This is a genomic window from Streptomyces sp. CMB-StM0423 (assembly GCF_002847285.1).
GTDB lineage: Bacteria > Actinomycetota > Actinomycetes > Streptomycetales > Streptomycetaceae > Streptomyces.
The window spans coordinates 6674045-6690808 of record NZ_CP025407.1; the positions used below are offsets into that span (position 1 = coordinate 6674045).

Below are 16764 nucleotides of genomic sequence, written 5' to 3' on the forward strand. Positions count from 1 at the left end.
TCGGGATGAAGTTGACTCTGATTACTGCCAAAGCCCTTTTCGGCAGGGACGAAAGCGGTTACGGTCCTGACGGCGGCGCGCGCCTGTCCGCACACCAGTCACATGTCCGCACACCAGTCACGCACCACATGTCAGGTATGTCGCGAAACGATGCCCCGTACCCGTCACCCACGGGAGGACGCAACGTGCACAAGACCCGACCCAGACTCCGTACCGCCCTGGCGGCCTTCGCGGGGGCCCTGCTGCTCGGCAGCGGCCTCGCCCCCGGCATGGCCGCCACCGGCGCCGCGCACGAGCCGCCGGCGGCGGCCCAGGACGGCCCCGCCGCGCCCGACCTGCAACAGGTGACCCTCGCCAAGGGCGTGGACCAGGTCGGCGAGCCGATGGCGCTCGCCGTGCTCCCCGACGGCGCCGTGCTGCACACCTCGCGCGACGGCACCCTCTGGCACACCGGCGCCGCGGGCGGCACCCGCGTCGCCGCCCAGCTCCCCGTCTACCCGCACGACGAGGACGGCCTCCAAGGCGTCGGCGTGGACCCGGACTTCGAGACCAACCGCGCCGTCTACCTCTACTACGCGCCCGTCATGGACACGCCCCACGGGATCGCGCCCAGCGACGGCACGCCCGCCGAGTTCGAGGCGTACGAGGGCGTGAACCGCCTCTCGCGCTTCACCCTGAAGCAGGACGGCACCCTCGACCTGGGCAGCGAGCAGACGGTGCTGGAAGTCGGCACCGACCGCGGCCGGTGCTGCCACAACGGCGGCGACATCGCCTTCGACAGCGAGGGCAACCTGCTGCTGTCCACCGGCGACGACACCGATCCCTTCTCCTCCGACGGCTACACGCCGATCGACGAGCGCGAGACCCGCAACCCGTCCTTCGACGGGCAGCGCTCCGCGGGCAACACCGACGACCTGCGCGGCAAGATCCTGCGCATCAAGGTCGACCCCGCCGACGGCTCGTACACCGTCCCGGACGGCAACCTCTTCGCGCCCGGGACCGAGAAGACCAGGCCCGAGATCTACGCCATGGGCTTCCGCAACCCGTTCCGGATGAGCGTCGACAAGGCGACCGACACCGTCTACGTCGGCGACTACGGCCCCGACTCCGGCGCCGCGAACCCGGCCCGCGGGCCCGGCGGCCAGGTCGAGTTCAACCGGATCACCGAGGCCGGCAACTTCGGCTGGCCGTACTGCCACGGAGCCAACGACGCCTACATCGACTACGACTTCGCCACCGGCGCGTCCGGCGAGGCGTTCGACTGCGCCGCGCCCCGCAACGAGTCGCCGCGCAACACCGGCCTCACCGAGCTGCCCCCGGCCCAGTCCGCCTGGATCGCCTACGACGGCAACTCCATCCCGGAGTTCGGCAGCGGCTCGGAGTCCCCGATGGCCGGCCCGGTATTCCGCCACGACCCGGACCTCGGCTCCCGGCTCCAGCTCCCCGAGCGCTACGACGAGCTGTTCTTCGCCGGCGAGCACGGCCGCGAGTGGATCAAGACCATCGGCGTGGGCGAGGACGGCGGCGCCGGCGCCATCGAGGACTTCTCGGCCGGCAGCAAGATCATGGATATGGAGTTCGGGCCGGACGGGGCGCTGTACTTCCTCGACTACGGCACCGGCTTCTTCAACGGCGACCAGAACTCCGCCCTCTACCGGATCCAGAACGCCGCCCAGGGCTTCGCCCCCGAGCCCGTCGCCTCCTCCACCGGCGCGAGCACCGGGCACGCCCCGCTGAAGGTCGCGTTCTCCTCGGCGGGCACCGCCGACCGGGACAGCGAACAGCTCCGCTACCGCTGGGACTTCGGTGACGGCAAGACCTCCGACAAGCAGAACCCGCAGCACAGCTACGCCAAGAACGGCCAGTACTCCGCCGTCCTCACCGTCACCGACCCCGACGGCAACTCCGGCACCTCCGCCGTCCGCGTCGTCGTCGGCAACACCCCGCCCGAGGTGGAGCTGAAGCTGCCCGCCGACGGCACGGTCTTCGAGTACGGCGACGCCATCCCGTTCGAGGTGGCGGTCTCCGACGCCGAGGACGGCGAGATCGACTGCTCCCGGGTGCGCGTCGACTACGCGCTCGGCCACGACACCCACGGCCACCCGATGACCTTCGAGGAGGGCTGCACCGGCACCATCGAGACCTTCGAGGAGGACCGGCACGACGACAACGCCAACCTCTTCGGCCTCATCCGCGCCCGCTACACCGACGGCGGCGGCGCCACCGCCGGCGTGCCCGCGCTGAACACCAGCGCCGAGCACAAGCTCCAGCCGGCGCACCGCCAGGCCGAGCACTTCACCACCGCCGAGGGCGCCACGGCCGGCGCCGCGAGCGGCGCCGAGGGCGGCCGGGCCGTCACCGGCGGGGGCGGTGAGTGGATCGCCTTCGAGCCGTACGTGCTCGACGGCATCACGCGCCTGTCCGCCCGGGTCGACGCCGCGGGCAGCACCGACGGTGCCGTGGAGCTGCGCGCGGGTGCGCCCGACGGGCCGGTGCTCGCCACCGCCCCGGTGGGCGGCACGAGCGGCTGGCACGAGGCAAGTGCCGGCGTGACGGACGCACCCGCCGGGACGACGTCGCTCTATCTGGTGTTCACCGGAGGGGAGTTCAAGCTGGACAGCTTCCACCTCGGCAGCGGCTGACGCCGCACGCCGCCATGCACCACCGCCGGCGCCCCGAGGGGAGCGCCGGCGGGCAGCGCGGCGGGGAAGGCCGCACGCACGGTCCCGGCGGGCGCGGGTCACACCGCGCCCGGCGGGCCGTGACCCGGCAGCCGCGCGCCGCGCAGGCAGCGCGCGTGGGCCCGGAGCCGGCTCCGCACCGGCCGGCTCCTGGCACCTTCCGCGCCGTAGCACCGCATCCCCCCACGGCCCCTTGACCCGTACGCCCATCGACACCACCCGAGGAGCCACACCATGCGTCGTACGAGCCTCCCGCTCGCCGGCACCGCCCTGGCCGCCGCCACCCTCGCCGCAGGACTGCTCGCCCCGACCGCGACCGCGGCCGGGGAGCCCGCGGCCGCCCCCGCGGGCGACACCACCTGCGCGGCCCCCGACGCCCGCTCGACCGTCCGCTTCCTGGACGACGACAGCGGCGTGCCCAACCGCGCCGCCGGGGGCGGCTGCACGATCAACGACCTCATCGACGACGAGCGCGCCTGGCAGAACAGCGGCGCGTTCGTGGCGCACGCCCAGAAGGTGTCGGGCTCGCTGCTGCGCGCCGACGTGATCAGCACGGGGGAGTACGCGCGGCTGATCGTGACCGCGGCCCGGTCCGGCATCGGCGGCAAGGACGGGCCCGCGCCGTACGACGTCATCTTCGACGGCAGCAAGGAGTCCTTCGACGACTGGGGTTACGTCGGCGGGCGCGGCTTCGAGCTGAACGACGACGGCTCGATGGCCACGGGCCCGACCCCGCCCACCGGCGGGCTCGGGCTCCTCTGGTACGAGAAGGAGGAGTACGGCGACTTCTCGCTGCGGCTGCAGTTCCGCGACGAGCGGGCCGACGCGGGCCGCTCCAACAGCGGCGTCTTCGTCCGCTTCCCGGGCGTCGACCCGGCGGCCAACCCCGAGTGCCGCACGAACGACCCGGCGTGGGTGTCCGTCAACTGCGGGCACGAGATCCAGATCAACGACTCGGCCGAGACCGGCGGCAACGACCCGCGCAAGACCGGCTCGGTCTACGGCTTCGCCGACCTCAACCTCGCCGCGGCGAAGCCCACGGAGAAGGGCGTGTGGAACGACCTGGAGATCCGGGTGGTCGGCCAGCAGTACACGGTGATCCGCAACGGCGAGGTCATCAACGAGTTCGAGAACAAGCCCGGCATCCCCTTCCCGGGCCGCCCGACCGACCCGGGCACCAGCGGCCGGCAGTTCGCCGAGGGCTACATCGGCCTGCAGAACCACGACACGCAGTCGGTCGTGGAGTTCCGCAACATCCGGGTACGCGACCTGGCGTAGCCGGCGGCGCACACGAAAGCGGCGGGGCCCGGTCGCGGACCGGGCCCCGCCGCCTGTGTGCGTACGGGGACTACAGCGCCGCCGCGGCGGGCTTGACCATGCCCTTCACGGTGCGCGAGTCGACGAACTCGCCGAGGGCGGTCATCTCCCACTCGCCGCTGAACTGCTTGACGAACTTCGCCATCAGCACGCCCGTGCGGGGCTCGGACGAGGTGAGGTCGAAGCGGACCAGCTCCTCGCCGGTCTGGCCGTCGAGCAGGCGGCAGTACGCCTTGGCGACGTCGGTGAACTTCTGGCCGGAGAAGGAGTTGACCGTGAAGACCAGGCCCGTGACCTCCGGCGGCAGGCCGCCGAGGTGGACGGTGATGACCTCGTCGTCGCCCGCGCCCTCGCCGGTGAGGTTGTCACCGGAGTGCTGGATCGCTCCGTTGAGGATCTGGAGCTTGCCGAAGAAGCAGTTGTCGATCTTGTTGCGCTGGGGGCCGTACGCGATGACGGAGGCGTCCAGGTCGATGGACTTGGCGCGGCGCCGGCCGCCGCCGTAGGCGGGCTCCCAGCCCAGGCCCATCTTCACCGTGGTCAGCAGCGGCTGGCCGCCCTTGACCAGCGAGACCGTCTGGTTCTTCTGAAGGTTGACGCGGCCCTTGTCCAGGTTGACCTTCCCGGGCTGCCCGGCGGCCGGCGGCGGCCCTGCCTGCTGCGGGGCGGCCGGGGGCGGGCCGAAGCCGCCGGGGGCGGGCGGGGCGCCGGGCGCCGGGGGAGCGGGCGGCGGGGCCGCGGGGGCGCCCCACTGGCCCGGGGGCGGCGGGGGCATGGAGCCCGGCATCGGGGCGGCCGGCGGCATGGGCGCGGCGGGCGGCTGCGGTGCGGACGGGGCCTGCGGGGCAGCCGGCGCCTGCGGCGCGGCCGGGGCGGGCGGCGGCGGGGGCGCGGCGGCGGGCGCGGCCTGGGCGGGTGCGGGCGCCGGCTCGTCGACGCTGACGCCGAAGTCGGTGGCGATGCCGGCGAGCCCGTTCGAGTAACCCTGGCCCACGGCGCGGACCTTCCACGCGCCGTTGCGCCGGTAGACCTCCACCACGACGAGGGCCGTCTCGCTCGACAACTGCGGCGGCGTGAACGTGGCGATGACCGCGCCGCTCGCGGCGTCCCGCACCGTCGCCGTCGGCTCGGTGCCCGAGAACGTCCCGCCGTCCAGGCTCGCGGTGACCACGACCTTCTCGATGTCCGCGGGCACGCCCGCGGTGTCCACCGTGATGGTGTCGGCGGCGCCGGCCGACTGGTGCGTCACCCCGGGGCCCGAGGGCTGGTTGTAGAAGACGAAGTCGTCGTCGGAGCGCACCTTGCCGGCGGCGGTGAGCAGGAGGCCCGAGACGTCGAGCCGCACCGGCGCGGTGACGTCCACGGCCACCCGGGCGGCGCTGAGCGGTAGGTTCGAGCCAGGGGTCATCGCAGTCATGCACCGGCTAACGAACGGCCCCGGTCCGCGGTTCCGCCCGTGTCCGCCGGACGGGGACCTCCGCTGAACCGTTACGCCCCTGGTCGCCGGCGGGCCGCGGCGCGGCCCCCGTGCCCAGGGTCGCCGCCGCCACGCCCGCCGCCGCGACGGCCATCCCGGCCACCGCCACGGGGCCGGGCGCCTCGCCGAACATCGCGTACGCCCACAGCGCCGTGACCGGCGGCGTCAGGTACATCAGCGCGCTGGTCACGGTGACCCCGCTGCGGCGCAGGCTCAGCCAGTAGAAGCCGTACCCGCCGGCCGTGGACAGCACCACCACCCACGCCACCGCCAGCCAGAAGCCGCCGCCCGCGGGCGGCGCACCCCGGCCGCCGGCCAGGGCGACGGCGGTGAAGAGGACGGCGCTGACCAGCACGTGCACGGGCACCGCGTCCGCGGGCGGCAGCGGCGAGCGGGCCCGGCGCTCCAGGAAGCTGGCGCCGAGCAGCGCAGCCATGCCGGCGAAGGGCAGCGCGTACGCCCACGGCGGTGCCGCACCGGCGCCGCCGAGGTCGTCCCGTACGACGAGCGCCACCCCCGCGAGGCCCACCGCCAGCCCCGCCCACTGCCGCCGCGTCACCGTCTCGCCGAGCAGCGGCCCGGCGAGCGCCCCGGCGGCCAGCGGCTGGAGCGCGGCGATCAGCGCCGCGCTGCCCGCGGGGACGCCGAGGCCCACGGCCCAGACGATGGCGCCCAGGTAGCCGCCCTGCGACAGGGCGCCGATCACGGCCTGCTCGCCCAGCGCCCGGCGCGGCAGCCGGCGGCGGCGCAGCAGCCAGCCGCCGCCGAACAGCGCCGCGGCGGCGAGGAAGCGCCACATCAGCAGGGTGTCGGCGGCGGCCTCGCGGGTGCCCAGTTCCGCGCCGATGAAGCCGGAGCTCCAGAAGGCGACGAGACCGGCGGAAACGGCCGTGACACCCATGCTGACCTCCTTGATTAAACCGATCGGTTTACTCGATTCTGCCAGTGTACTAAACAGGTCGGTATACTCGGTCGCGGAGGTGGTCGCAGATGGCGACGCAGACGGCGGAGCAGCCGCGGCTCACACCCGCGGCGCGGAAGATCCTGGACGCCGCGGAGACGCTCTTCTACAGCCGCGGCATCACCGCAGTGGGCGTGGACCTGATCGCCCGCCGGGCCGGCGTGACCAAGAAGACGCTCTACGACCGCTACGGCTCCAAGGAGGCCCTCGTCGCCGCCTACCTGCGCAGGCGCGACGAGCGCTGGCGCACCTGGCTGCCCGCCGAGGTCGAGCGCACCGCCGCCGGCGGCACCGCCTGCGACCGGATCCTCGCCACCTTCGACGCGCTCGGCACCTGGATGGGCGGGCAGTCCCCGCGCGGCTGCAGCTTCGTCAACGCCGCCGCCGAGCTGCCCGACCCCGGGCACGCGGGCCGCCAGGTCATCGCCGACCAGAAGCACTGGCTGCGCGGCTATCTGCGCGAGCTGTGCGAGCGGGCCGGGGCCGGGGACCCCGGGCTGCTCGCCGACGAACTGCTGCTGATCCACGAGGGCGCGACCGTGCTCTTCGGGCTCTCCGCCGTGCCGGAGCCCGTCACCGTCTCCCGGCGGCTCGCCGAGGCCGCGCTGCTGCGCGCCGGCTGCACCGCCTGAGCCCGACGCGTCGTACCGGGCCGGCGCCCGTACGCCGCCCGCCCTCACCCGCGTACGCCGAGGCCAACAGCGCGTGGAACGAGGCGGCGGCGGGCGCCGGGGAGCCGCGGATCGTCCGTGTCGCCGGCATGATCGACGCGGACGCGGCCGGCTGCGCCGCGTACGGGGCCCCGGGCTACGACTTCGACCGCTACCTCGCCGACTACGACCCCGCCGTCTGGGGCTACGACACCCCGGTCAGCGGCCCCCAGGAGGACGCCCGCGCCGCCTCCGCCGCGAACCAGGCCAACGCCATCGAGGCGTACGTGCCCTCGGACACCACCGTCGTCGGCGTCGGCCGCAACGCGGGTATCAGGGGCGCCAGTCTGCAACTCAAGGACGCCGACAACGTCATCGTCCGCAACCTCACGCTGGAGAGCCCGCTCGACTGCTTCCCCCAGTGGGACCCCACCGACGGCGACCGCGGCGCCTGGAACTCCGAGTACGACGCGGCCGTGGTCCACAACTCCACCCACGTCTGGCTGGACCACAACACCTTCACCGACGGCCGCCACCCCGACAGCTCCCTGCCGCGCCACTACGGCGAGCTGTACCAGCGGCACGACGGCGAACTCGACGTCGTGCGCGGCGCGGACCTCGTCACGGTCTCCTGGAACGTCTTCGAGGACCACGCCAAGACCCTGATGATCGGCAACAGCGACGGGGCGGGCGCGACGGACCGAGGCAGGCTGCGGGTGACGCTGCACCACCACCTGTTCCGGGAGTTGGGGGAGCGGGCGCCGCGGGTGCGCTTCGGGCAGGTGGACGCGTACAACAACCACTACGTGATCGCGGCGGATTCGTACTCATACTCCTTCGGCATCGGCTTCGAGTCGCGGCTGGTGGCGGAGAAGAACTCCTTCCGCCTGCCGCCGGGGACCGACGCGGGCCGGATCCTGAAGCAGTGGAGCGAGGCCCCGCTGACGGCAGCCCGCAACATCGTCAACGGGGCCCCGGCCGACCTCATCGCGGCTCACAACACGGCCCACCCGGACACCCCGCTCCAGCGGGACGCCGGCTGGACCCCGATGCTGCGTACCCGGGTCGACGAGCCGCGGGCGGTGGCGGGCGTGGTGGTGCCGCGGGCGGGAGCGGGCCGGATCGGCTGAGCCGGTCGCGTCCCCGGCGGAACGATCCGTGGGGAGGGCACGTAACTGTACGGCTCCGCCGCTGAGGTGTAACACAAGCTCAACCTGATCAGGCGGCTCAGCAGGCACAATGCGACCTGCCGTGTCCACGGCAACCGTCCCCGTCGCCGCTCAGGAGCACCCCCGTGTCCGACCAGATTGCCGACAAGTCCCCTTCGCCAGCGCCGAGTTCCGGGGGCCTGGAGAGTTTCTTCCGCATACGTGAGCGCGGGTCCACCGTCGGACGGGAGATACGCGGTGGACTCGCCACCTTCTTCACCATGGCGTACATCCTCGTGCTCAACCCGATCATCCTCAGCGGTGCCGAGGACAAATACGGCAACCAGCTCGACTTCGGTCAGCTCGTCACCGTCACCGCCCTCGTCGCCGCCGTGATGACCGTGCTCATGGGGGTGACCGCCAACCTCCCGCTCGCGCTCGCCGCCGGCCTCGGCATCAACGCCGTCGTCGCGTACCAGATCGCCCCGCTCATGACCTGGCCCGACGCGATGGGGCTCATCGTGCTGGAGGGCATCATCGTCTGCCTCCTCGCGGCCACCGGCGTGCGCGAGGCCGTCATGAACGCCATCCCGCAGCCGCTGAAGGTCGCGATCAGCGTGGGCATCGGCATGTTCATCGCCCTCATCGGCTTCATCGACGCCGGCTTCGCCACCCGTATCCCGGACATCGCCGACACCACCGTCCCGCTGCAGCTCGGCAGCACCGGGTCGCTCAGCGGCTGGCCGGTCGTCGTCTTCTGCGCCGGTGTGCTGCTCACCGTCTCGCTGCTCGCGCGGGGCGTGAAGGGCGCGATCCTCATCAGCATCCTTGCGATGACGGTCGTCGCCATCGTCATCAACTCCCTCGCCGACATCGCCGACGAGGCATGGGGTCTGACCGTCCCGGACTGGCCCGGCGACGTGGTCGAGGCCCCGGACTTCGGGCTGCTCGGCGAGTTCAGCTTCTTCGGGGCGTTCGACGAGGTCAGCGCCGTGACCGTGGTGCTGCTCGTCTTCACCCTCTTCCTCACCGACTTCTTCGACACCATGGGCACGGCGGTCGGCGTCACCAGCGAGGCCGGCCTCCTCGACGAGCAGGGCCGCGTGCCGCGCCTGGGCCGCCTCCTCTTCGTCGACGGCCTCGCCACCGTCTTCGGCGGCGCCGCCTCCGGCTCCTCCAGCACCAGCTACATCGAGTCCGCCGCAGGCGTCGGTGAAGGCGCCCGCACCGGCCTGGCCAACCTCGTCACCGGCGGACTCTTCGCGCTGGCCCTCCTCTTCACCCCGCTGGCCCTGGTCGTCCCCTCCCAGGCCGCGGCGCCCGCGCTGATCGCGGTCGGCTTCCTGCTGATGACGCAGGTACGCCACGTCGACTGGACCCGCTACGAGATCGCCGTCCCCGCGTTCCTCACGATCGCCGTGATGCCGTTCACGTACTCGATCACCAACGGGCTGGGCGCCGGCTTCATCGCGTACGTGCTCCTCCAGACGGTCATGGGCCGCGCACGGAAGGTGCACCCGCTGATGTGGGCGGTGTCGGTGCTGTTCGTGATCTACTTCGCGATCGAGCCGATCGAGGACCTGCTCGGGGTCTGAGGGGCGATGTCAGACCCCTCCCGTAGCGTCCGTGGGCATGGAGAGCGTCGAACTGAGCGAGTTCGTCCCGGACTTCGAGGCGGCCGTCGGCCGGGTCGCGGAGACGGGCGAGCGGGTGCGGATCACGGACGGCGGCGAGCCGGCGCGGGTGCTGCTCGCGGCGGGCGAACTGGCCGAGCTGGAGCACTTCGCGCAGCGCGCCGGCGACTACGGCACGCTGCCCCGGATCCGGCCCCGCCCCACGGACGAGCGGTGGCGCCCGTTCGGCCCCGAGGAGCAGGGCCCGTACACGCGGTTCGTCCACAGCGACGGGGTGCGGATGACGTTCCGGCGGGGCCACGAGGTGGTGGCGGAGCTGAAGTCGGCGGCCGAGTGCGCGTGGGTGGACGAGCGGGCGCGCCTCGGCCGCCAGGGCTACATGTCGCCGAAGCAGGCGGCGGCGTTCGAGGAGTTCCTCGCCCGCCGGCCGCCCGTCGGCGACGGCATCGCGTGGATCGCCGAATCGTGGCTGGGGGACGAGCCCTTCTCCGTGCTCGACTTCGTCAAGGGCCGTGAGCCCGAGGAGGTCGCGCTCGCCTACGGGGCCGACCCCGGGGACCTCGCGGCCGGCCTGATGCTGCACGAGGTGCGCGAGCGGGACCTGCGCGACGGCGCCGGGGAGTTCATGCGCGTGCTCGCCTTCGGCGGGGTGGGCGAGTGGACGTGGCTGGGCTACCTCTCCGACGACTGCGGCGGCCGCCTCACGCCGCCGCCCGCGGAGCAGGTCAAGCTGGTCTCGTGCGCGTGCCAGGCCAAGTACGACTTCCGTTACTGCAGGGACGGGGAGTACCAGGGCCCGTACCCGACCGAGGACGACCTCGGGCCGCCCTCGTCCGCGTACCAGATCAACTGGTACACCCCGGGCGAGATGCCCTTCGTCCCCGACGCACCGCTCGGCTTCCTCAACGTGCACATACGCCGCGCGGAGGAACTGACCCACTGGACCGACCCCGTGGAACTGTTCTTCGCCGGCCTGGAACGCGCCCTCGGCCTGGCCCTCCCGCGCCAGAACCTCACCACCGGCCACGTACGCTGCGCCCGCCTCACCGCCTGATGAGGCAGCAGCCGAGATTGAGGAACGCTTCGTGGATACAGGCCCGCCGTTCCCAGCGGGTCCGCAGGCGTCGGAAGGCGTGGAGCCGGGCGAAGGCGCGTTCTGCGTCGATCCATCCGCCGTCGTTCCATGGTCGCACGCCCCATCAGCCCGGCGGCGTAGCCGAGTTCCCTCCGTAGAGCGATCCACCGCCCACCGGTGGCTGCGATCGTCTTGATCGAACGGGTCCGCCAGCGGCCTGCCGAATCAGGGGATCACACATGTCGTCTGCTGCACACCGTGATAATTCCGTTGCCGCTCGGCCCGGTCGGTTCCGCGTCGCCTGGCAGGCGGCCCACGAACCCCTCCCCGGCGTGTCCCCACGCCTGCGACTTACCGCATATGCCGTTCCTCTGGTCGTTCTGCCCTCAAGCCTGTGGCGGCTTCCGGTGGCGTTCGACCAGGGGAGCGGCTGGGGGGAGCGGCTGTACATCCTCTCCCTCTCTGTCGTCTCCGAGCTTCTCGCCTTCACCGCGATAGGGCTGATCGCCCGCTGGGGCGAGGTGTTCCCGCGCTGGATCCCCGGTCTGAGTGGCAGCCGGGTCCCGACGAAAGCAGCGGTCATCCCAGCCGCCCTCGGAGCCACGATCCTTACCCTCGCGTTCACCGTCCTGGCGATCGTCAACGAGATCCAGGGCACGACGATCCGCGGCGACGACCGGCCCAGCAACTTCCCCGCCGAGGCCGGTGGGTGGGAAGCCGCCTGGTTCTACGTCTGCTACACACCTCTGATCCTGTGGGGACCGCTCCTGGCCGTGCTGACCCTCGCCTACTACAAGCGCCGCCGCGGTACCCGGCGCGGCACAGCGCAGCAAGATCCCGAACCGGCATCACGAGTTCAATTCCGGTAACGCGAAGAAGCGGTCGGTGCTGCGTACTCTGCCGGGGCGGAAGGTCGGGCGTCGTGGAGGTTCGGCAGGCGGCTTCTGCGTGCCATGATCGGTGCGTGAGCGAGTACTCGTGGCCTTCCGACAACGGCCGGTTCCACGCAGTGGGTTCCGCCGCGGCGTGGCTTGAGACGGTTCGCTCTCTGCCCGTCGGTGCCTCGATCGCCGGGGAGGTCACCGGTCGACAGCCCTTCGGTGCCTTCCTTTCCCCTGACGGCCACCCTGAAGCCGTTGGCCTGGCCAGAGTCGACAGGATGCCCAGGTGTATGGAACTGCCGGCCGTGGGACAGGTCGTCACCGGTGAGGTCGTCTGGCATGCCGAGCACAATCACCAGGTGGGCGTCACGCTCCGCGAGTGGGCTGAGCACGAGGACCTGCTCCCTCGGTTCGCGGAGCGTGTCGGGCAGGTCGTCACCGGGCGGGTCACGAAGATCGCGCCGATCGGCTTCTTCGTGCGCATCGCCGACTGCGTCGAAGGGCTCGTTCCGGCCACCGAGCCGGCCGCGGACATGGCGACGGGCGTCCGCGAGGGACAGGACATGTCGGTGCGGATAGTCGCCGTCGACCTGGATCGGAGCCGTGTCGTCCTGGCTGCTGAAGGCGTCGCCTAGGAGTGCTCAGGTGCGGCTTGCCGGTGTACCCGCCGCGCGGGCCGCGGGATCCCATGTGGCGTCGGCCGTGGTCCGCGTGGCTTGCATCTGACGTCGGCGTGAGGTTCTAGCGTGGGGGTCTCGGCACGTGCCGAGCGATCAGCCCACGATCGTACGAGCGGCCGGGTCGGGCCGTGGGGAAGGCAGAACGTCATGCGTGCAGTCCGGTATCACGAGTACGGCGGTGTGGAGACCCTCGTGGTCGAGCAGGTGCCGGAGCCGCATCCCGGGCCCGGGGAGATCCGGATCCGGGTGGCGGCGGCCGCCGTCAATCCCGTGGACTGGAAGGTGCGTTCCGGGGCGGCGCGGGACGTGGTCCCCGTGGAGCTGCCCGCGATTCCCGGGCGGGACGCCGCCGGGGTGGTGGACGAAGTCGGTGCGGGGGTGCAGGGGGTGGACGTCGGGGAGCGGGTCTTCGGGCTGGGCGGTACCACGGGGGCGACCGCCGAGCTGGCCGTGCTCTCGGCCTGGGCGCCCGCGCCCCGTACGTGGACCGACGAGGAGGCCGCCGGTGCCGGGCTGGTCGCCGTGACGGCGCTGGGCGGGCTGAAGGCGCTCGGTCCGCTGCGGGGGCGTACGTTGCTCGTCGAGGGGGCCGCCGGAGGCGTGGGCAGTGCCGCGGTCGAGTTCGCGGCGGCCGAGGGCGCCACCGTCATCGGGACGGCCGGCGAGCGCAACCACGACTTCCTCACCTCCCTCGGAGCCGTTCCCACCACCTACGGCCCCGGTCTCGCCGAGCGCCTCGGCACCCTCGCTCCCGACGGCGTCGACCTCGCGCTCGACACCGCGGCCTCCGGGTCCCTGGCCGGTCTCGTCGCCCTCGTGGGCGACCCCGCCCGCGTGGCCACGATCGCCGACTACGCCGGCGCGCAGCGCCTGGGCGCGCACTGGGCCCAGGCGGAGAACGACCCCGCGCTTCTCGCCGAAGCCGCAGAACTCGGCCGGCAGGGCCGCTACACGCCGCGCATCGAGCGGACCTACCCGCTCGAAGAGATCGCCGACGCCCACGCCTACGCCGAGCGCGGGCACACGCGGGGGAAGGTCGTCGTCCGCGTCTGAGGCCCCGGAGCACTCAGCCGGGGGTGACGAAGCCCGACTCGTACGCGGCGATCACCGCCTGCGTGCGGTCCCGGGCGCCCAACTTGGCGAGCAGCGCGGCGACATGCGACTTCACCGTCGCCGCGCCGATGTCCAGCCGGGCGGCGATCTCCGCGTTCGTCAGACCCTGCGCCATCAGCCGCAGCACGTCGGCCTCGCGGTCGGTGAGCCGGGCGCGGAGCGCGGTGGTGCGGCGGGTTCTGGCGTGTGCGGCGGCCAGGGCGCGGACGGCGGCGGGGTAGAGGAGGGAGTCGGTGCGGGCCACGAGGCGTACGGCCTGGACCAGGTCGGCTGCCCCCGCGCGCTTGAGCAGGAAGCCGGCGGCGCCGGCGCGGAGCGCGTCGTAGACGTACGAGTCGTTCTCGAAGGTCGTGACGACGATAATGCGGGGCGGTGCGGGCATCGTGCGCAGGAGTTGTTCGGTGGCGCGGATGCCGTCGATCTCCGGCATGCGTACGTCCATCAGCACGACGTCGGGCTCCAGGCCGCGTACGACCGACACCGCCTCGGCGCCGGTGGCGGCTTCGCCGACGACGGCCAGGTCGTCTTCGGCGGAGAGGATGGCCCGCAGTGCGGTACGCACCATGCGCTCGTCGTCCGCGAGGACGATGCGGAGCGGCCGCGCGCCCGGCTGCGCGGCGGTGTGCGCCTCACGGGCCCCGGATCGCGGCGGTCGCGGCGGCTCTTCCGGGTCTTCGCGCGGCTCGTCGTTCACAGCGGGAGCCTCGCCGTCAGCCGCCAGCCCTGGTCGTACGGGCCCGCCTCCGCGGCGCCGCCGAGCAGCCGCGCGCGTTCGGCGACCCCGCGCAGCCCCCGCCCGCCGCGGTCGGCGGTAGCCGTCCCGCGCGCGGTCTCCGGTACGTCGTTCTCCAGCACGATCCCCAACTCTCCCTCCGCCACCGCGATCCGCAGTCGTACCGGCACCGGGCCCGCGTGCCGCAGGGCGTTCCCCAGCCCCTCCTGGACGATCCGGTACGCCCCCCGCGACGCCGGCCCCGGCAGCGCCGCCGTATCCGCGGCCACGTCCGCCTCCACCGTCGCCCCCGCCGCCCGGGTGCGCTCCAGCAGCGCGTCGAGATCGCGGGCCAGGTCGGGCGCCGGTACGTGGCCGGGGCCGGAGCCGGGGCCTGGACCGGCGGCGTCTTCCTGCCGGAGCAGCCCCAGCACCGTGTCCAGTTCCGCGACCGCCGAGCGGGTCGTGCCCTCGATCGCCGCCAGCGCCTCCCGTACGAAGTCCGGGTCCCGGTCGAAGACCCGCCGTGCCGCGCTCGCCTGCAGGGTGACCGCGCTCAGCGCGTGCCCGACCGAGTCGTGCAACTCCCGCGCGAGGCGGTTGCGGCGGGCCAGGTCTGCGGCGCGCTCCTCGGCTGCGGCGAGCCGGTCGGCCGGGGTGGGGCCGAGGAGCGCGGGGGCGGCGCGGGCCAGCAGCACTCCGGCGGCGGCCGCGGCGGCGGTGAGCCCGGCCAGCAGTGCCAGGCCGAGCGGCGGGGCGGTCCACGCGGGCACCGCGAGCAGCCCCCAGTCCCGCTCGCGCAACGCGCGCCAGAACGGCGTTGCGAGCAGCACCACCGCCATCGGCGGCACCGCCAGCGTCGCCCCGCTGACCAGTGCCCCCAGCCCCACGTGCAGCGTGAACCACCCGGCAGTCCGCCGCCGCGCCGCCCACGACCGGTCCAGGCCGGCGGGCGGCAGCCCGCCCGGCACCCGGCACAGCGCCTGCGCGGCGGAGGTCTCCAGCGTCCGCACCATCGGGAACGCCAGCGGCGTCACCGCCACCAGGGGCAGGGCCAGCAGGTACGCCACGACTTGCCAGCCCAGGCTGCGGAAGGTGTCGACATCATGACCAGCGACCTGGAGCGCCACGCTGACCAGCAGGAAGTACGGCATGAGCAGCGCCCCGCCGAGCAGCAGATGCGCCCAGCGCAGTCGTACGACCCCCGCCGGCACGGATCAGCCCCGCCGGGGCAGCGGCGAGCCCGCGGGTGCCGGGCCCCGCGCGGGACCGGCGGGGGCTGCGGGGGCTGCGGGCACGGCGGTCGGCTCCGGCCCGGCGCCTCCGGCGGACGCCGCGCGAGCGGCGGACGGCGGGCCACCCGCGGCTGCCGCCGCCGCGCCCGCTCCGGTGCTCCGGGACGGAGCCATGGATCCCGCCCGCCCCGGCCCGTCCGCGGCTGCCACGTCCCTGCCCGCCGCCGCGCGCTCCGCGAGCAGCGTGGCGCCCACGGCGAGGACCAGCAGGCCGGTGATCATGCCGCCAGCGTAGGCGAGGTTCATCGGCTGGGTCGGCTGCCTGTCGCCCCGTACCGGGTTCTCCGTGACCAGCGACGCGAGCAGCATCCAGCCGCTCCACGCCGCCAGCGCCGCCCCGCCGGTCCAGCCCAGGGCCACGGCCGTCGCCAGGCGGGTGTGCGGGCGCGGGCGGTGGGCGAGGAGTACGGCGCCCGCCGCGGCGGCCAGCGCGAAGGCGACCTGGATCGCCTCGTTCACCTGGAGGTTCGCGGAGCGCTGCCCGACGAGGTGGCCGGACAGGCCCGCCGTCGACCCCAGCGCCCAGCTCAGGTGCAGCCCCGCGACCGGCAGTGCGACGACCACGGCGAGCACCGCGAGCACCCGCTGCGCCGGCCCGGTGGGCGACGGGGGCAGGCCGGCGAGCCGGCCGCGGACCAGGTGGCCCCAGCGGTCGCGTACGTACAGCGCGAACAGCCAGCCGAGCGCCAGCGCCTGCACGCCGAAGCCGGTGTACACGACGGTGAACACCCACTCGTCCAGGAACGGCTCCCCGTCGTCCGCCCCGGCGCCGCCGCCGAAGAGGCCGATCACCGCCTGCAGCGGGAAGCCCACCACGATCGGCGTGAGCAGCCCGGTGGCGACCCACAGCGGCAGCACGACGAGCCACGCCGGGATCCGGCGGCCCCACGGCCGCGTCAGCGCGAAGGCCAGCACGATGACGGCCGCGTCCATGAGGACCGTGAGGGAGTTGACGGCGGCCATGGTGCCGCGCTTCTCCAGCAGTTCGCTGCCGGCCGGGATGCCGACCGTGCTGCCGGCGATCCAGGCGGTCTTCAGCGACAGGTACGGCAGGCAGGCGACGGCGGCGACGAGGCGCAGCGCGCGTGCGGTGCGAGTGGGGTGCGGGTCGGTGACGTCCATGCGTTCACATTCCCGCCC

The 16764-nt window shown here is 73.5% G+C and carries 13 protein-coding genes and 2 pseudogenes; 9 read left to right on the forward strand and 6 right to left on the reverse strand.

Annotated elements, in window-relative coordinates; all coding sequences use genetic code 11:
* Window positions 1-269: 269 nt before the first annotated feature.
* Window positions 270-2642, forward strand: coding sequence for a PQQ-dependent sugar dehydrogenase (locus tag CXR04_RS29015; RefSeq protein WP_101426664.1), 2373 nt, complete (start codon window positions 270-272; stop codon window positions 2640-2642).
* A 273-nt stretch (window positions 2643-2915) separates the two neighbouring features.
* A complete protein-coding gene (locus CXR04_RS29020) occupies window positions 2916-3959 on the forward strand; it encodes a 3-keto-disaccharide hydrolase (RefSeq protein ID WP_101425187.1) in 1044 nt (347 codons plus the stop codon).
* Window positions 3960-4029: 70 nt separating this feature from the next.
* Here the strand turns inward: CXR04_RS29020 and CXR04_RS29025 are convergent, their stop codons facing one another.
* Window positions 4030-5406 carry a TerD family protein gene (locus CXR04_RS29025; RefSeq protein ID WP_159072403.1) on the reverse strand — a complete coding sequence of 459 codons (1377 nt, stop codon included), beginning with the start codon at window positions 5404-5406 and terminating at the stop codon, window positions 4030-4032.
* A gap of 16 nt (window positions 5407-5422) precedes the next feature.
* Window positions 5423-6376: a DMT family transporter gene (locus tag CXR04_RS29030; RefSeq protein WP_101425189.1), complete on the reverse strand. Its 954-nt coding sequence runs from the start codon at window positions 6374-6376 to the stop codon at window positions 5423-5425.
* Between the two features lie 89 nt (window positions 6377-6465).
* On the opposite strand from CXR04_RS29030, the pseudogene CXR04_RS36960 reads away from it, so the two are divergent.
* The 4 genes and pseudogenes from CXR04_RS36960 to CXR04_RS29050 all read left to right on the forward strand — a co-directional run.
* Window positions 6466-6642: pseudogene (locus tag CXR04_RS36960) on the forward strand (helix-turn-helix domain-containing protein); the annotation flags it as partial.
* Between the two features lie 260 nt (window positions 6643-6902).
* On the forward strand, window positions 6903-8216 hold the full coding sequence (locus CXR04_RS36185) for a pectate lyase family protein (protein ID WP_442802416.1): 1314 nt from the start codon (window positions 6903-6905) through the stop codon (window positions 8214-8216).
* Between the two features lie 164 nt (window positions 8217-8380).
* The gene (locus CXR04_RS29045; protein ID WP_101425192.1) at window positions 8381-9829 is read left to right on the forward strand and encodes an NCS2 family permease; all 1449 of its coding nucleotides are present in this window, start codon (window positions 8381-8383) and stop codon (window positions 9827-9829) included.
* A gap of 37 nt (window positions 9830-9866) precedes the next feature.
* Window positions 9867-10922 carry a type II toxin-antitoxin system Phd/YefM family antitoxin gene (locus tag CXR04_RS29050; RefSeq protein ID WP_101425193.1) on the forward strand — a complete coding sequence of 352 codons (1056 nt, stop codon included), beginning with the start codon at window positions 9867-9869 and terminating at the stop codon, window positions 10920-10922.
* On the opposite strand, the pseudogene CXR04_RS35360 reads toward CXR04_RS29050, so the two are convergent.
* Window positions 10912-11025 (reverse strand): annotated as a pseudogene (locus tag CXR04_RS35360) (IS5/IS1182 family transposase); the annotation flags it as partial. The gene CXR04_RS29050 and the pseudogene CXR04_RS35360 sit on opposite strands and share 11 nt — an antisense overlap.
* A gap of 157 nt (window positions 11026-11182) precedes the next feature.
* On the opposite strand from CXR04_RS35360, the gene CXR04_RS29060 reads away from it, so the two are divergent.
* The 3 genes from CXR04_RS29060 (at window position 11183) to CXR04_RS29070 (ending at window position 13557) form a co-directional block, all read left to right on the forward strand.
* Window positions 11183-11812, forward strand: coding sequence for a hypothetical protein (locus tag CXR04_RS29060; protein ID WP_101425194.1), 630 nt, complete (start codon window positions 11183-11185; stop codon window positions 11810-11812).
* A gap of 95 nt (window positions 11813-11907) precedes the next feature.
* The gene (locus CXR04_RS29065) at window positions 11908-12459 is read left to right on the forward strand and encodes a S1 RNA-binding domain-containing protein (protein ID WP_101425195.1); all 552 of its coding nucleotides are present in this window, start codon (window positions 11908-11910) and stop codon (window positions 12457-12459) included.
* Window positions 12460-12651: 192 nt separating this feature from the next.
* Window positions 12652-13557, forward strand: coding sequence for an NADP-dependent oxidoreductase (locus CXR04_RS29070; RefSeq protein WP_101425196.1), 906 nt, complete (start codon window positions 12652-12654; stop codon window positions 13555-13557).
* Window positions 13558-13570: 13 nt separating this feature from the next.
* Here CXR04_RS29070 and CXR04_RS29075 read toward each other — a convergent pair whose 3' ends face one another.
* The 3 genes from CXR04_RS29075 to CXR04_RS29085 form a co-directional block, all read right to left on the reverse strand.
* Entirely contained in the window at window positions 13571-14206 is a 636-nt protein-coding gene (locus CXR04_RS29075) for a response regulator transcription factor (RefSeq protein WP_101426665.1), read from the reverse strand.
* Window positions 14207-14307: 101 nt separating this feature from the next.
* A complete protein-coding gene (locus tag CXR04_RS29080) occupies window positions 14308-15543 on the reverse strand; it encodes a sensor histidine kinase (RefSeq protein ID WP_101425197.1) in 1236 nt (411 codons plus the stop codon).
* Window positions 15544-15546: 3 nt separating this feature from the next.
* Window positions 15547-16746 (reverse strand): hypothetical protein, encoded by a 1200-nt coding sequence (locus CXR04_RS29085; RefSeq protein ID WP_101425198.1) that lies wholly within the window; start codon window positions 16744-16746, stop codon window positions 15547-15549.
* Window positions 16747-16764 lie beyond the last annotated feature (18 nt).

What these genes read in the sequence shown, in the direction of transcription:
- CXR04_RS29015 (WP_101426664.1), top strand. Translation starts at nt 270, where the DNA reads ATGGCCGCCACCGGCGCCGCGCACGAGCCGCCGGCGGCGGCCCAGGAC.
- CXR04_RS29020 (WP_101425187.1), top strand. Translation starts at nt 2,916, where the DNA reads ATGCGTCGTACGAGCCTCCCGCTCGCCGGCACCGCCCTGGCCGCCGCC.
- CXR04_RS29025 (WP_159072403.1), bottom strand. Translation starts at nt 5,406, where the DNA reads ATGACCCCTGGCTCGAACCTACCGCTCAGCGCCGCCCGGGTGGCCGTG.
- CXR04_RS29030 (WP_101425189.1), bottom strand. Translation starts at nt 6,376, where the DNA reads ATGGGTGTCACGGCCGTTTCCGCCGGTCTCGTCGCCTTCTGGAGCTCC.
- CXR04_RS29050 (WP_101425193.1), top strand. Translation starts at nt 9,867, where the DNA reads ATGGAGAGCGTCGAACTGAGCGAGTTCGTCCCGGACTTCGAGGCGGCC.
- CXR04_RS29060 (WP_101425194.1), top strand. Translation starts at nt 11,183, where the DNA reads ATGTCGTCTGCTGCACACCGTGATAATTCCGTTGCCGCTCGGCCCGGT.
- CXR04_RS29070 (WP_101425196.1), top strand. Translation starts at nt 12,652, where the DNA reads ATGCGTGCAGTCCGGTATCACGAGTACGGCGGTGTGGAGACCCTCGTG.
- CXR04_RS29085 (WP_101425198.1), bottom strand. Translation starts at nt 16,746, where the DNA reads ATGGACGTCACCGACCCGCACCCCACTCGCACCGCACGCGCGCTGCGC.